We start from the raw sequence: 15,026 nt of genomic DNA, 5'->3' as shown, positions 1-15,026 counted from the left end.
GCCGCTTCTTGCTTTTCCGCCACGGAATTGCTACAATAAGTTGCACAATTGTAGCTTGATTTTACACGCGCGGGAGGAGGATCTCACGTGGCAACGAAAAAGGCCGACGGCAAAGTGCTCGCCCAGAACAAGAAGGCGTCGCACGATTACTTTATTGAAGATACGTACGAGTGTGGCATTGTCCTGACCGGCACGGAGATCAAATCCTTACGGGCAGGCAAAGCGAACTTGGGCGATAGCTTTTCAACGATTCGCAACGGCGAAGCTTTCGTGCACAACATGCACATCAGCCCGTTCGAGCAAGGCAACCGCAGCAATCCGACCGACCCGACAAGGGCGCGGAAACTGCTCATGAAAAAGGTAGAGATCGCTAAATTGCTAGGACAGTCCAAGCAAGAAGGCTATACGCTCGTTCCTTTGAAAATCTACATCCGCAACGGCTACGCCAAGCTGCTGCTGGGACTTGGCAAAGGGAAAAAGCAGTACGACAAGCGTGAAAGCGCAGCGAAGAAAGACGCTCAACGTGATATTCAGCGTGCATTACGCGAGAAGCAAAAGGTTGCTAGATAAGCTAGTGGGTATATTGGCAAGCGGCACCTTAGCTTCCATGAACCTAGCGGTTCAATTTACGGCCACATGTGTTATACTAAGTAAGCAGTAAGGAAACAGCAACAAAATTGCTCAATGAGTTGATCAAAGCAATGCCTTTTATCTTCCTTCGTTTGACGGCGAAGTTGAAGACAATTCGGGGGTGTTCTTGGATTCGACGGGGATAGTTTGAGCATGGGTTGCGGGTAGTGGGGACGCGTCCGCTTTATCAACGCTAAAGCCTATTAAATGGCAACCAACGTACAACTTTAGCAGCAGCTTAATAACCTGACTGTTAAGCTTCTACCCTGCATCGCCCATGTGCCGGGATAGGGGCCCAACCTTAGTGGGATACGACGTTTGGTCTCCGCCTGGGGTCGAACGTAGGAAGACAATCAGGCTGACCCAACGCAGAGCGGGTTACGGCGCGCTGCTCGGGTGACATCAAAACTGTGACTACACCCGTAGATGCCTGTGTGGCGATATTTTCGGACAGGGGTTCGACTCCCCTCACCTCCATTAAAATACAAAGGACACCCGAGATGGTGTCTTTTGTATTTTAATTTGGAGATACAGGGGAAGAACCCCTGAGGGTTCGTCCGCGCGGACCGGAGCTTAAGTGAAGGGAGCACGGGATTGAAATGTACCGCTAAGGTTGTCATCGTTGAGTTGGCTTCGATAGCAAGTTGGATGAACATTTCGATACTCCCCTCGCTCCATATGGTAAATCCACAATGTTAAAAGGAGCTCAGCCGCATATTGGCTAGAGCTTCTTTTAACATTTAATAAAAATGATCATGTGAGCCTGAAATTCTCATTTATTGTCATTAATGATATTTTAATTTATGATTACATGTATAGGTTTTGTAATTCAACGTTGAACTGAGGGTGAATATTTGTGTCTATGCCGTACCTACATGAAGTATTTAAAGATTCCGGTGTACCAACATATACATTTGTAAAGCCAATGGAATATAGAAAGTTACTTGTATCTCTAAGAACTCAAGGTAAGGGTCTTGTTGTAGAGGGGCCATCTGGTATTGGGAAGACATCAAGTATTTCTAAGGGTTTAGAAGAACTAGGAATTGAAACCAAAGTTACAAAACTAACTGCTAGAAAAGCTAAAGAATTAGCCATTATTAAAGAAATACCACATACCGAGCCTGAGGGAATAATAATAATCGATGATTTCCATAGGTTAGATCCTGAGACTAAAAATTCAATTGCAGATTATATGAAGACATTGGCAGATGAGGAATCATCATTAACTAAACTAGTTATTGTCGGCATCAACAAAGCTGGAGATTCACTGGTCAAGTTTGCAAGGGATCTTAATAATAGAATAGACACAATAAGATTTGAGTCAAACCCTGTAGAAAAAATTATTGAACTGATCGAAAGCGGAGAAAAAGCTTTAAACATTACAATTAATACTAAAGGTGATATTGTCAGAGAAGCACAAGGTAGTTTCCATATTGCACAAATGCTATGTAAGGAAATTTGTATTCATGGAGATGTACTTGAGGCTAAGGAAAATATTTTTGCTATTACTACGAGTTTAGAAGTAATTAAGCAAAAGGTTTTTGAAGATTTAAGCAGGGTATTTTATGAAACAGCTAGAGCTTTTGCTACAGGTCCAAAATTAAGAAAAGATGGCAGGGCTCCTTATTTACATATTTTATTCTGGCTCGCTATTAGTAATGAATGGGCTCTCGACCTCAATCAATCTATAAGAAAATATCCTGAGCACAGAAGCAGCGTCAATACTGTAATGGAACAAGGATACCTAGAAAGTTTTCTAAAAGGTGATAAATCAGAATTATTCGCTGATTGTATTCATTTCGAAGCAAATACAAATGTAATAAGTGTTGAAGACCCGAAATTTGTATATTATATAAGAAATATCCAATGGAAAAAGTTTGTATTAGAGATCGGTTATAAAACGATTAACTTTAAGTCAATATATGATTTTGCACTTTCATTTGCTGGTAGTGATAGGGATGTAGCGGAAGCTCTCTTTACATGTTTACGTGAAGAAGAAGTATCTGTTTTTTACGACAAGAATGAACAACATAGGATATTAGCTGAAAATGTTGAAGAATATCTTGGGCCTATATATAGAAGTGAAGCTCAGTATGTAATTGTACTATTAGGGCCGAATTATCCAAAAAGAATCTGGACTCAATTTGAATCACAACAATTTAAAGATCGATTTGGTGAAGGTAGTGTAATTCCAATCTGGTTTAATGATGCTCCTGTTGGATTGTTTGATGAAACGTCAAAAATTGGTGGTATAGATTTTGATAGAAATAGTAATTTTGAAACGCAGATAAAATATATATCAGAAATCCTCATGAAAAAATTATCTGAACTTAGGATTGCTACAAGTGCAGAAAATACAGGAAGCAAAAATAAGATAAAAGATAAACGGGAAGAAGATGATCAGGGAGTTCAGTTATCGTTTTTCTAACCATGCAAATATAAGCAGGCGAATTATGGATTTGCCAAGCCACGGCTCACCTCCATATGGTAAATCCACAAAAACGAAAAGGAGCTTTGCCACAAAAGTGGTAAGCTCCTTTTTGCGTTACACGGCAATCTTAATCAGATTTCTTAAACAAACAGGAGCTTAAAATCAAAACTCACGTTTATAAATTCATGCTGTAGAGCGTTTCCCGACTTTAGTTTCGTTCCAATTTCTTCTGGCACTGTTCATAGTTGGTTGAGTGCGTGACTAATACGAGCTTGTAGTGAACGCTGAAATAAAGTTTTATAAGATAACTAAGAAGGTTTTTTCCACGTTTAGTTGATATAAATATTAAATATAAAAGAGAACCTCATAGCTTTAGTATTAGAGCAAGAATTGAAATAAAGAAAAGTGAGAAACAACGTTCTATCGGATATTCATCTCTTGCAAATCAGCACTTAAAGAATGCGTTACAGATAGTTGATAACGGGTTAAGTCACTTTGCAAATAATACAATGTTACAAGAAGTTGGCGAGGAAATTTACTCGCGATTGCGCAGTTTTGGTGTAGAGGCAGGATAGTCAATATCTTTCCCTGAATGTAAATGTTGGGGCTATTTTAACAAGAATCCTTTAATGTAGAAGATGCCTTTTCAGAATGGGGCACTAGGGTGATCTCAAAGCTGTTACTACACCCTTAGAAGCCTATGTGGCGTTATCTTCGGACAGGGGTTTAATATCTGGAGATTTAGCAATAGTCCCCGCGTGTCAAATCCAGTCATCGATGTCACCTTGTCACAGTCTCTTTACTCTGTGAGTGTGAAAAACTGAATTCGAACGTATGATCCCCGGATTTCATTTACAGAAAATGGTTATAGGTATATAATGCTAGAAGTACTCGGCTTTTCTAAGTGCTGAATTGGGTCCATTATACTTTAATCAATTCTTGGAGGGGTTAACTGTGGCACACAAAGTCTTTGTAAGCTATCATCATGCAAACGATCAGGCAAAAGCAGATTATCTAAAAACGGCGTATGGAGCAAATAATACTATTATCGATCGTTCTTTGGATGAGGAGATAGATAGTGACGATGATGATTACATCTTAGAGCAAATCCGAACGAAGCATTTAAAAGAATCTACAGTTACAATCGTTTTAATTGGAAATGAAACTTCAGGACGCAAGTGGGTCGATTGGGAAATATATGCCTCTTTAAGGCCGTATGGAAGCCGCTCGCGAAATGGTTTATTAGGCATTTATCTTCCGACTGCTGGGGATACTCCTGCCCGCCTGCAGGATAATATTGATAGTGGATATGCCGTGACAATGGATTGGAAAAATCTCTCTACTCAACTAGAATCAAAAATAGAACAAGCTTTTAACAATCGAACAAAGGATAGCCTTGTACGCAATTCGCGTCCTAGGAGAAAAAGAAATAGTTAATGGCAGGGCTAAGGAGGGGAGTTAAAAGGAGGCGGAAGCGAAAATTGTTTCTTGGGTTTGGGCTTAGTCTTATTGTATTGGGTATAATTTTAGTTATTACACATTGGTTTACGTCATATAACCCAGGAAAGCTCGTGATTAATGGACCTTTTAATTTAGGTACTTATGAATTTAACAGAGCTTCTTTATCTGGAAAAGAACAGGATATTGCATGGAAATTGTATGTTCAGTTGACAACTCGAAAAGCTGCAATACCAATTGATGAAGACGATGACATTATTACTGAGGTTTACGATTCCTGGTATCAATTGTTTACCTCGACCAGAGACTACTTGATTGAATTGCCAGCACATGATTTAGAAGATAATGAAAATGCTCAGGAGATAGTAAAGTTCTCAACAGATGTGCTAAACGAGGGTTTAAGACCTCACTTAACTAAATGGCAAGGGAAATTTAGAAAGTGGTATGATGATGCCCTGAAAGAACCAGAAAATAAAGAACTGTCACCGCAGGAAATTCAAAAGAAGTATAGTCATTACGATGAGATAGTCAAAGATATGAAATTAGTAAACAAAGAGCTCTACAATTATTCACAGGAACTCAAAAGATTTTCACACGAAAAGTCCCCAAGTTTTTCAACAAGAACAGTTAGTTGGTTTAAAGACCTTTGGGACAAGATGAAATAGTTGTAACTTAGATTTCTGACGTACTAAGCCGCCTCGCCATAAAACCTGAGCATCGGTCGTCGGCGAATTGTGGATTTGCAAAGCCACGGCTCACCTCCATACAAAACAAAGGACACCCGAGAGGGTGTCTTTTGTTTTGTACTGGGAGGTACGGGGGAAGAACCCCGGGGGGTTCAGTCCGCGTGGACTGTAGCGTGAGCGGAGGGAGTACGGGATTGAAATGTACCGCTAGGGTTGTCACCTGTGAGAAAGCTTCGTCAGCAAGTTCTAATCGACATTTCAATACTCCCCTCACCTCCATATGTAAATCTACATATGAGGTACAGTATGGTTTTAAGCCTAGCAGGAAGCGTTCCCTTTGTCAGACTTTTTATGTGTTATATTATAATATATTTTTCGGAGGTGGTTAGATGCGGTGGGAAGAAGTTCGGGAACAGTTTCCTGACGAGTGGGTGGTCTGTGAAGCTTTACGGTCTCATTCGGAAGATGGTTATTGGTTTATTGAAGAGGTAGTTATAATTGATCGATATGATGATTCCGCTGTTGCAATGAAACGCTATTACGAATTGCATCGAGAGCAGCCTTACAGAGAGTACGGCTTCTTTCACACATCCCGAGAAACGCTGAAACTCCGAGAGAAATGGGCAGGGGTTCGGGGACCTAGATATAAGGTATGGTTTGCCCTTTGTTGAAGTAACGATTTGTTACCGGGAAAAGGAGTTTCGATTGAAGAATATACTGCTTGACACAGGCTCGGCAGGAACTATTTTTAGCGCTGACATTGTAGGTGAGATAGGAGTTAGAGTAGAACCAGGTGACATTTTGAACAAAATCAGAGGAGTAGGCGGCGTAGAGATCGTTTATTTGAATTGGTTTGATTTTGTGAGAGTGGGAGAATTCTCATGGATGTTTGAGGTAGAAATTGGTGAGATGGACTATGATATGCTAATCGATGGTACACTTGGATTTGATTTTATTCAGTCTGCTGGTTCGGTGATTGATTCCAAAGAACCGATAATAACTGGTAAGTAGGGAGCACGGGATTGAAATATCCAGCTTGGGTTGTCATCGGTGAGTTAATTTCGGAGCATGTTAGATGGACATTTCAATACTCCACTCACACCTACATACGAAAAATCGATAAAAATGAAAAGGAGCTTTGCCACAGTAGTAGTGGTGAAGTTTCTTTTCTTTTATTGGACCCTTGGAACTGATGCTCTGTATAGTTTGTTAACTCTTCTTCTTGGTTTTTTCAAAAGAAGCAAAGGAACTAGTATCATAGAGGTACTGAACATTTACCAATAACTCTATCGACATTTTCTCGGAAAATATGATATCATGTAGTTCTTGATAAAGTGGTAACGCGATAAAGTCATTGCTACAAAAGATAAAGGTGGAGTTGGAATTTATGAAACGATTGGCAACGATGGCATTAGTGATCACGGCGGCAATTGCTCTAATTACAGGATGTTCGAGTTCAAAAGGTAATGCAGGTGACGCGAAAAAGCTAGTGATCGGCATTGATGATAAATTTGCACCGATGGGATTCCGCGATGATAAGAATGAGATCGTAGGTTTTGATATTGATTATGCGCGAGCAGCTGCTGAAAAAATGGGTACAACGGCAGTTTTTCAACCGATTGACTGGACAACTAAGGAATCCGAGCTGAACAGCGGCAGGATTGATCTCATTTGGAACGGATATACGATTACGGACGAGCGTAAAGGTAAAGTTCTTTTTACTAAACCTTATTTGAAAAATGCGCAGGTGGCTGTCACGCTGGCTAAATCCAATTTCGCCAAGCTGGATGATCTGACTGGTAAAGTTGTAGGGCTTCAATCCCTCTCTTCGGCGGCAGACGCATTGAACGAGAGTCCGTTGAAATCCAAAGTCAAGAACGTTACGGAGTATGCGGATAATGTTCTTGCGCTAAACGATTTGAAGATTGGCCGCATTGACGCGGTGATCATCGATGAAGTTGTCATTAAGTACTATATGTCCAAAGAAAAGGGGACTTTTAGGCTGCTTGATGAATCGCTTGCTCCTGAAGAATACGGGATTGGCGTGAAGAAAGGCAACGAGGCGCTGCTTCAAAAGCTGCAAAAAGCGCTTGACGAGATGAACCAAGACGGCACCGCTGCTAAAATTTCGCAAAAGTGGTTTGGTGAAGATAAAGTTTTGAAGTAAACGTAATCGAAGAAGATAGGGCAAAATCGGGTTTCTTTCTGGGAAATCCCGTTTTTGTTTTTGGAGGTATTTTTAGATGTCTGCTGATTATTTCACTTCGATGGTCATCCCTATGCTGGAAGGGGCCAAAATGACGGTCCTTTTGTTTTTAATTGCCATTGTGGTGTCCATCCCGTTGGGTTTTGTCCTTACATTGGCGGTGAAAAGTAGTAACCGGCCGATTGCGTGGCTCGCTCATACGTATATTTATATCATGCGCGGAACGCCGCTTTTGCTGCAATTGCTCGTCATTTGCTTCGGACTTCCCATGCTGCCGGGGATCGGACAATATTTGGTGCTGGACCGATTTACCGCTGCCTGTTTAGGTTTTATTCTGAACTATGCGGCTTATTTTGCAGAAATTTTTAGAGGCGGTTTGCTTGCGATTGATAAAGGCCAATATGAGGCTTCGCAGGTGCTAGGTTTTAGTAAGTGGCAGACCATGACACGAATCATCCTGCCTCAAATGTTTCGAGTCGTTTTGCCTGCGGTATCCAATGAGTCGATTACGCTAATTAAAGATACCGCGCTGCTTTATGCTGTTGCAGTTCCGGAATTGCTGCATTTTGCCCAGACGGCGGTCAATCGTGACTTCACCATTATGCCTTTCTTTATTGCGGGCATTATTTATTTGGTCATGACTCTTCTGCTAACTGTGTTTTTTAAATGGTTGGAGCGAAGATTTAAATTTGAATAAAAGGGATGGCGCGTGTGGCAATCATTGAAGTAGCTAATCTCAGTAAGTCCTATGGCGAGTTGAACGTGCTGAAGCAAATGACGTTTCAAGTGGAAAAGAAAGATGTTGTTGCAGTCATTGGTCCTTCGGGTTCCGGCAAAAGTACGATGCTCCGAAGTCTGATTCATCTTGAGCAGATTAATGGCGGCACGATTCACGTAGCAGATGAGGTTTTGGTCAAAGATGGAATCTACGCCAAGCCCTCTGAAATCAAACGGATCACCTCCAAGATGGGGATGGTGTTCCAACATTTTAATTTGTTTCCTCATCTTACTGTGAGGGAAAATTTGGAGCTCGCTCCGCGAATTGTTAAAGGTGAGCCGATGGCGGGATTTCGGAACCGAAGCTTGGAATTATTGGAAAAGGTCGGACTCTCCGCGCGGGCATCGGATTATCCGGCTAAGCTTTCAGGGGGCCAGAAGCAGAGGGTTGCAATTGCCCGAGCCTTAATGATGAACCCCGAAATCCTGTTATTCGATGAACCTACCTCCGCCCTCGACCCTGAGTTGACGGGAGAGGTGATGCAGGTGATGAAGAACCTCGCAGAGGAACACATGACGATGATCGTCGTGACTCATGAAATGGGTTTCGCCAGAGAAGTTGCGAATCGGGTCATGTTTATCGATAAAGGAGAAATCGTCGAGTCCGGCCATCCGCAGCAGCTTTTTACAAATCCGAAGTTCGACCGGACGAAAGCTTTCTTGAATGTTGGTTTGGCACAGCAGTGATAGGGGTAAGATCTAACGATCTTAGCCTGATATAGCGGCGAATTGTGGATATGCCACGCCATGGCTTACCTCCATGCAAAACAAAGGACACCCCGAGAGGGTGTCTTTTGTATGTTATGGAAGTTGGGAGAAGGACTTCAGCAGCATTTCTCTTAAAACGTGAGCAACTCTACCTTTCTTGTTCTTTATGAATAATTCGCCTTTAAATAACAGAAATTACCTCTTATCTGTTATAAGGAGGAAAAGAAACCGAATGAAGAACGCCAAATATGCGAATATGCTAAGTATGTCCGAACTAGATTCCGCCGCAAAACGCTTGTTCCCTTTTGAAATATTTTCGAAACTGAGAAAGGAAACTCCGATTAGGTACGATCAAACTAGGAGTTGTTGGGATCTATTTACTTACGAAGATGTACACCGTGTACTGAAAGATCCAAATCTATTTTCTTCTGCCCGGGGCATGAATTCCGGACAAAATCTTCTTTTTATGGATCCTCCTAAGCATACCCAGATGCGCGATTTGGTGAATAAAGCATTTACTCCAAGAGCGATTCAAGAGCTTATCCCTCGTATTCAAACGATTGCTGAGGAATTACTGGAGCAGGCAACCGGAGATGAGATGGAGTTGGTAAGTCACTTTGCTACTCCTCTACCTGTCATCATTATTGCAGAATTGCTTGGCGTTCCGGCGGAAGACCGTGCTCATTTTAAGAGATGGTCCGATGTCCTCGTTGAAAGTGCTGAAGATTTTACAGAGGAGGCCTTTCAAAAGATTATTCAAAAAAGAATGCGAGCTATAGAGGAACTCACTCTGTATTTTAAAGGCATTCTCGAAATCCGTACCAAACACCCGCAGGAAGACCTGATCTCAGCATTATTGGCCGCCGAAATCGATGGGGAAAAAATTACGGAGAAGGAACTCGTCGGTTTTTGCATCCTTCTCTTAGCTGCAGGAAACGAAACGACTACAAATCTCATTACCAACGCGGTACGAATCCTGACGGAACAGCCGTCAGTGCAGACCGAACTTTACCGGAATCCGGACGTAATTCCAAGTTTCATTGAAGAAGTGCTGCGATATTACCCGCCGATTGTGGCCATTGGCCGTATAGCTGCTCGGGATGTTGAGATTGGCCATCAAACTGTTCAGGCAGGCGACCAGGTCGTTTCCTGGGTAGGCGCGGCAAACCGAGATGCGTCCAAGTTTCCAGAGCCCGATGAGTTTAATCTTTATCGCAAACCGAACCCTCATATGTCATTTGGTTTCGGAATTCATTTCTGCCTAGGGGCGCCACTTGCACGGCTTGAATGTAAAATCGCTTTACAAATACTGCTCAATAGTTACGAAGAAATCAGTCTGGTTGAGGAAAGACCATTAATTCCGATTCCGAGTTCTTTCGTTTTCGGTGTAAAGAATTATCCTATTTCATTCAATCGGAGGCTGAGAGTGTAAAGAATATTTCAGGTTGTCGCTGCGGCAGTCAACATATGTGCTTAATTAAGGAGCTTAGCCAATTGAACTTGGCTGGGCTCCTTTTTGCAATTCAGGGTAATGCGAAACCATGGTGGTCGTCTGAAAATGCGTTTCCTAAAGTTGAGTTAGGAAGAGCAATAAAATATAGGCATTTTAATCAGTAACAAGAGCGGAACTGAGTTCATATGTTGTCATGGGAGCAATCGAATAATTGCCGGATCTCACAGGGGAAGAAGTGCCAGAGTACGCTTCCGGCACAACTATTTATTAAACGGAGGTTTTAACAATGAATGATTTCAAAAATGATTTACAGAAGTTGAATGTTTCTGAGTTCACGGCGAGCGAGGTAACACCTTGGAACGCACAAAGCCAGCAAGATGCTCGATTATGCGTCTTCTTTTGCTTTAACTGTACCAATTGCTTTAACTGTACTAATTGTTTTAACTGTACCAATTGTTTTACCTGCACCAATTGCTTTAACTGTTCCAATTGCTTCAATTGCTCTAATTGTCACCGATGCCAAAACTGTCATAACTGCCATAACTGCCACCGTTGATGTTGAATTGTTCTCGACGATAGTGGAAAGCCCCTCCCAGCAAACCGAGGGGTTTTTCCCATGTCTATTTTAAAGTATACGCTTCCCTTAAAGAATAAGACATGAGGGACAATTAGCTGTACATAAGATTACTTGTGAAGAGTCGGTGCAGATTGAGAACAGCTTTACGGAGGAGGAATAGAATGGCAAATTTGAACCCTTCGATGCGACCGAAGATGAAAAGAGATACGTTTTTTCTCCCTGATCCAAACGGTAGTGTATATTTTCGAAACAATGTAAGTTCGTTCCGTATGGAAGGCGAATGGATCGATCAGTGGATTGAAAAATTGATACCGATATTCAACGGGGAGCATAGTTTGGAGGATTTGACAGACGGGTTGCCGGACCAATACCGGAACCAAGTATTTGGAATTACAGAAATGTTATATCGTAATGGATTTGTTCGGGATGTAAGTCAAGACAATCCACATCAATTGTCTGCAGAAGTTCTCCAAAAGTATGCTTCTCAAATTGAATTTTTGGACCATTTCAGTGAATCGGGTGCGTACCGGTTTCAAACCTATCGTCAGTCCAAAATATTGGCGGTCGGCTCTGGTCCATTTTTGATCTCGGTCATTTCCGCGCTGCTTGAATCCGGATTGCCCAAGATACATGTGCTGGTCTCAGGTACAGAGCCGACTGATCGGCAAAGAATGCTAGAACTGGCGGCACATGCACGTAAAACGGACCCTGAGGTAGCCATAGAAGAGGTTACGCTGCAGAAGGAGGGGGTTCATAGTTGGCGGGAGGCTGTGAGGCCGTTTGATTCGATTTTGTTTGTGTCGCGGGAGGGTGATATCGAGGAACTGCGGGTTCTTCATGCAGTGTGCAGGGAGGAGAAGAAGGTGTTTCTTCCCGCTGTTTGTCTGCAGCAGGCGGGTATGGCGGGCCCTCTTGTGCATCCGGACTCTGAGAGCTGCTGGGAGTCAGCGTGGCGCAGCATACACGAATCCGCAATTTGTAAAGACCCGCAGCTGCACACCTTTTCTTCCACAGCGGGAGCACTATTAGCGAATGTGATCGTGTTTGAATTACTAAAAAAGATTACAGGCGTGAATGATTCGGAACAAAGTAATCGATTCTTCCTGCTTAATCTGGAGACTCTGGAAGGAAGATGGCATTCTTTCATGCCCCATCCGCTTGTGAACGGACGTACCGCAGTTGAATGGATGCACGATTTCGAACTGCAGCTCGAGCGTAGATCAAGCAAAAGTGAGAGCGGTTTGCTTCCTTTCTTCGGCCGGTTGACATCGGCGGAATCAGGAATATTTCATATTTGGGAGGAGGGTGACTTAAAGCAGTTGCCGCTCTCTCAGTGTCGCGTTCAGCCAATCGATCCGCTATCGGAAGGGCCGGCCAGGCTGTTGTCGGATATTATTTGTACCGATCTGACGCATGAAGGTGCACGGCGGGAAGGGGGGCTAGCCGGAATTGAAGCGTATGTGTCGCGAATGGCAGGCCAGCTCGCTGCAACGCTTTCCTCCTATCAGGGAGATGAGGGCAGCAGGATCGAACCGCAGGAATTTATCGGCGTTGGAGCGGGAGAAACGGTTGCAGAAGGCATTGGACGAGGGTTGCAAAGGTGTTTGGCCGAGATGTTGGGCAAGCAACTGACGTATCAGTTACCTTCTGTCTTTCGAGTACAATTGTCTGCGATAGAAGATAAACATTGCCAGTTTTATTTGCAGGCTTTGACGACGATGAAGGGAGCGCCGATGATTGGCTTGGGAGAGACCGTGTCAGGTTTCCCAGTGATGTGGGTCGGTACGAGTGATCGCTGGTATGGCGGTGTAGGCTTGAATGTAACGCTTGCGTTGCGGGATGCTTTGCAACATGCTCTGTTGGAGGCACAAAACCAATCGGATAGCCGCCCATCATCGCAAGATTTGGAGGTATCGTCCGTGCGTCTGGCAGAACAGCTGCCGCTAAGTCTTGAGATCCCATCCTGTGAAACGACGGTAAAATCGGAGGTTCTGCAATCCGCCTTGCAGGTCTTGGAACAGAACCAAAAGCGGCTCTTGGTCTTCGATCTGGCCGTAGAACCATTTTTGAAAGAAGAAATGGCAGGAGTGTTTGGCGTGTTGCTGCGAGAGGAGGGATCCCGGTGAGCGCCATCGTTATGATTGTGGGAGATGGGGTGTTGGCGGACTATGTGTACGAAGAACTGTCAACCCACTTCGAGGTCGTTCGTCAGAACGATTTCGAGGCAGGAGTACCGGAAGCAGTGGATTTGGCTCTAGTGCTGCACGATGCTTGGCATCCTTACGTTCATCAAAAGGCGGAAGAGCTGCTGCAGCCAGCCGGCATCCCTTGGTTGCGCGGCTTTGTTTCATTTGGCGAAGCCGTGATCGGGCCTCTGGTTCGCCCGGGTTCACAAGGGTGTTCCCAGTGTGCGGACATTCGGAGCCTCATGGCGGGACGTGACCGCAGGGAGATGCGGGCGCTGCAGCAAAGGCTATCTGCGCACGGGGGAATAGCGCGAGATGCGTGGGCTTCGCGAACGGGACTTTTGCAAGCAGCTCATCTGCTGGTGGCGGAGGCAAGGAAGATGTTGCAAGGCATACCGGTTCAATTGGCAGAGAAAGTGTCTGTGATCAACCTGAAAACACTGGAAAGCACACTTCACTTCTTTCTCCCTGACCCGCTTTGTCCGGTTTGCAATCGATTGCCTGACGATTCATCGGCAGCAGCCCGCATTTCGCTGCAGCCAAGTCCAAAGATCAGCTTGGACAGCTACCGCTCCCGCCCGATGGATGATTTGAAGAAAGTTCTGACCAAAGACTATCTGGATTACCGGACCGGCTTTTTGAATGGAAAAATGGTTGACCTTGCGTCGCCATTTGCCGATGTGAGTGTGAATCTGCCGTTGATCGCTGAGGACGTAGGAACGGCAGGTAGGACTCATTCCTATGCGGCGAGCGAGTTGACCGCCATTTTGGAAGGATTGGAGCGGTACTGCGGTCTGGCGCCTCGTGGCAAACGGACGGTAGTCCATGGCAGCTTCCGCAACCTGGAAGATCAAGCGCTCGACCCAGTCAATCTAGGGGTACACGCGAAGGAGCAGTATGCTCAGCCGGGGTTTCCATTCACGGCGTTCGATCCTGACCGCCCCATCGATTGGGTTTGGGGATATTCGTTTTTGCAAGAGCGTCCGATTCTGGTTCCGGAGCAGCTCGCCTATTACAGCATGGGCTGCGGGCATTCTTTCGTATCCGAGTCTTCCAACGGGTGCGCGTTAGGAGGAAGCTTGGAGGAGGCTATTTTTTACGGCATATTGGAAGTTGTGGAGCGAGACTCGTTTCTGATGACTTGGTATGCGCAGCTGCCTCTCCCGCGTCTTGACCCTTATTCCGCTAACGACCGGGAATTGCAGCTGATGATCGAACGTTTGCGAGCTGTGGCGGGGTTCGATGTGTACTTCTACAATTCGACGATGGAGCACGGGATTCCAAGCGTTTGGGGGATAGCGAAAAACAGGAAACAAACAGGAGTGAATCTTATCTGTGCGGCCGGTGCCCACCCTGATCCGGTACGGGCGATGAAAGGCGCGGTTCACGAGTTGGCCGGCATGGTCCTGAATCTTGATAAAAAATTTGAAGAGAACCGGGAGGCGTATGTTCGGATGTTTCATGATTCCTCCCTGGTGCATCAGATGGAGGATCATTCACTGCTGTACGCTTTGCCGCAAGCGCAGGAACGTCTGCAATTTCTGCTGGACGAAAATCGCCCGATGCGATCGTTTGAAGAGGAATTCAAGCGGGAGGCGAGGCATGTTGATTTAACGGACGATCTGAAAGACGTTCTCCAGGCGTTCCGCCGATTGAATCTCGATGTGATCGTGGTGGATCTGTCAGCGCCGGAAATCATTCGAAATGGATTGCATTGCGTGAAAGTGCTGATACCAGGGATGCTGCCGATGACATTCGGACATCACTTTACCCGTGTGACAGGGCTCGAGCGGGTTTTGAGGATACCGGTGGAACTCGGGTATGCGAAGCAGCCGTTGACGCTAGAAGATCTCAATCCATACCCGCATCCGTTCCCATAGGTTATCACTATGATATCCCAAATTGAAGCGTGGA

The 15,026-nt window shown here is 44.5% G+C and carries 12 protein-coding genes and 1 other RNA gene; all 13 read left to right on the top strand.

From position 1 onward, the window contains the following. The first annotated feature begins 87 nt into the window (after positions 1-87). The 13 genes from smpB (at position 88) to ACFQZT_RS20660 (ending at position 14,992) form a co-directional block, all read left to right on the top strand. Positions 88-570 carry an SsrA-binding protein SmpB gene (gene smpB / locus ACFQZT_RS20720; protein ID WP_379302750.1) on the top strand — a complete coding sequence of 161 codons (483 nt, stop codon included), beginning with the start codon at positions 88-90 and terminating at the stop codon, positions 568-570. Positions 571-747: 177 nt separating this feature from the next. Continuing rightward, positions 748-1,110, top strand: a transfer-messenger RNA (tmRNA) gene (gene ssrA, locus ACFQZT_RS20715). 382 nt (positions 1,111-1,492) lie between these two features. Beyond that, positions 1,493-3,058 (top strand): TIR domain-containing protein, encoded by a 1,566-nt coding sequence (locus tag ACFQZT_RS20710; RefSeq protein WP_379302795.1) that lies wholly within the window; start codon positions 1,493-1,495, stop codon positions 3,056-3,058. Between the two features lie 957 nt (positions 3,059-4,015). Further along, the gene (locus tag ACFQZT_RS20705) at positions 4,016-4,498 is read left to right on the top strand and encodes a TIR domain-containing protein (RefSeq protein ID WP_379302749.1); all 483 of its coding nucleotides are present in this window, start codon (positions 4,016-4,018) and stop codon (positions 4,496-4,498) included. Continuing rightward, positions 4,498-5,184 carry a hypothetical protein gene (locus ACFQZT_RS20700; protein ID WP_379302748.1) on the top strand — a complete coding sequence of 229 codons (687 nt, stop codon included), beginning with the start codon at positions 4,498-4,500 and terminating at the stop codon, positions 5,182-5,184. Before ACFQZT_RS20705 ends, ACFQZT_RS20700 begins: the two co-directional genes overlap by 1 nt. 726 nt (positions 5,185-5,910) lie before the next feature. Beyond that, the gene (locus ACFQZT_RS20695; RefSeq protein WP_379302747.1) at positions 5,911-6,216 is read left to right on the top strand and encodes a retropepsin-like aspartic protease; all 306 of its coding nucleotides are present in this window, start codon (positions 5,911-5,913) and stop codon (positions 6,214-6,216) included. A gap of 376 nt (positions 6,217-6,592) precedes the next feature. Continuing rightward, positions 6,593-7,372: an amino acid ABC transporter substrate-binding protein gene (locus ACFQZT_RS20690; RefSeq protein ID WP_379302746.1), complete on the top strand. Its 780-nt coding sequence runs from the start codon at positions 6,593-6,595 to the stop codon at positions 7,370-7,372. A gap of 76 nt (positions 7,373-7,448) precedes the next feature. Further along, a complete protein-coding gene (locus ACFQZT_RS20685) occupies positions 7,449-8,108 on the top strand; it encodes an amino acid ABC transporter permease (protein ID WP_379302745.1) in 660 nt (219 codons plus the stop codon). A 14-nt stretch (positions 8,109-8,122) separates the two neighbouring features. Next, a complete protein-coding gene (locus ACFQZT_RS20680) occupies positions 8,123-8,875 on the top strand; it encodes an amino acid ABC transporter ATP-binding protein (protein WP_379302744.1) in 753 nt (250 codons plus the stop codon). 253 nt (positions 8,876-9,128) lie between these two features. Then, positions 9,129-10,328 carry a cytochrome P450 gene (locus tag ACFQZT_RS20675; RefSeq protein WP_379302743.1) on the top strand — a complete coding sequence of 400 codons (1,200 nt, stop codon included), beginning with the start codon at positions 9,129-9,131 and terminating at the stop codon, positions 10,326-10,328. Between the two features lie 307 nt (positions 10,329-10,635). Then, a complete protein-coding gene (locus ACFQZT_RS20670; protein ID WP_379302742.1) occupies positions 10,636-10,905 on the top strand; it encodes a heterocycloanthracin/sonorensin family bacteriocin in 270 nt (89 codons plus the stop codon). A 182-nt stretch (positions 10,906-11,087) separates the two neighbouring features. Continuing rightward, entirely contained in the window at positions 11,088-13,052 is a 1,965-nt protein-coding gene (locus ACFQZT_RS20665; RefSeq protein ID WP_379302741.1) for a putative thiazole-containing bacteriocin maturation protein, read from the top strand. After that, positions 13,049-14,992: a TOMM precursor leader peptide-binding protein gene (locus ACFQZT_RS20660; protein WP_379302740.1), complete on the top strand. Its 1,944-nt coding sequence runs from the start codon at positions 13,049-13,051 to the stop codon at positions 14,990-14,992. The genes ACFQZT_RS20665 and ACFQZT_RS20660 overlap by 4 nt, the downstream gene beginning before the upstream one ends. Positions 14,993-15,026: the final 34 nt, after the last annotated feature.

Origin of the sequence: Paenibacillus sp. GCM10027628 (genome assembly GCF_042676385.1) — a bacterium.
Lineage (GTDB): Bacteria > Bacillota > Bacilli > Paenibacillales > NBRC-103111 > Paenibacillus_E.
The sequence above is the reverse complement of the archived record's forward strand: the minus strand, read 5'-3'. Positions and strand labels throughout refer to the sequence as shown.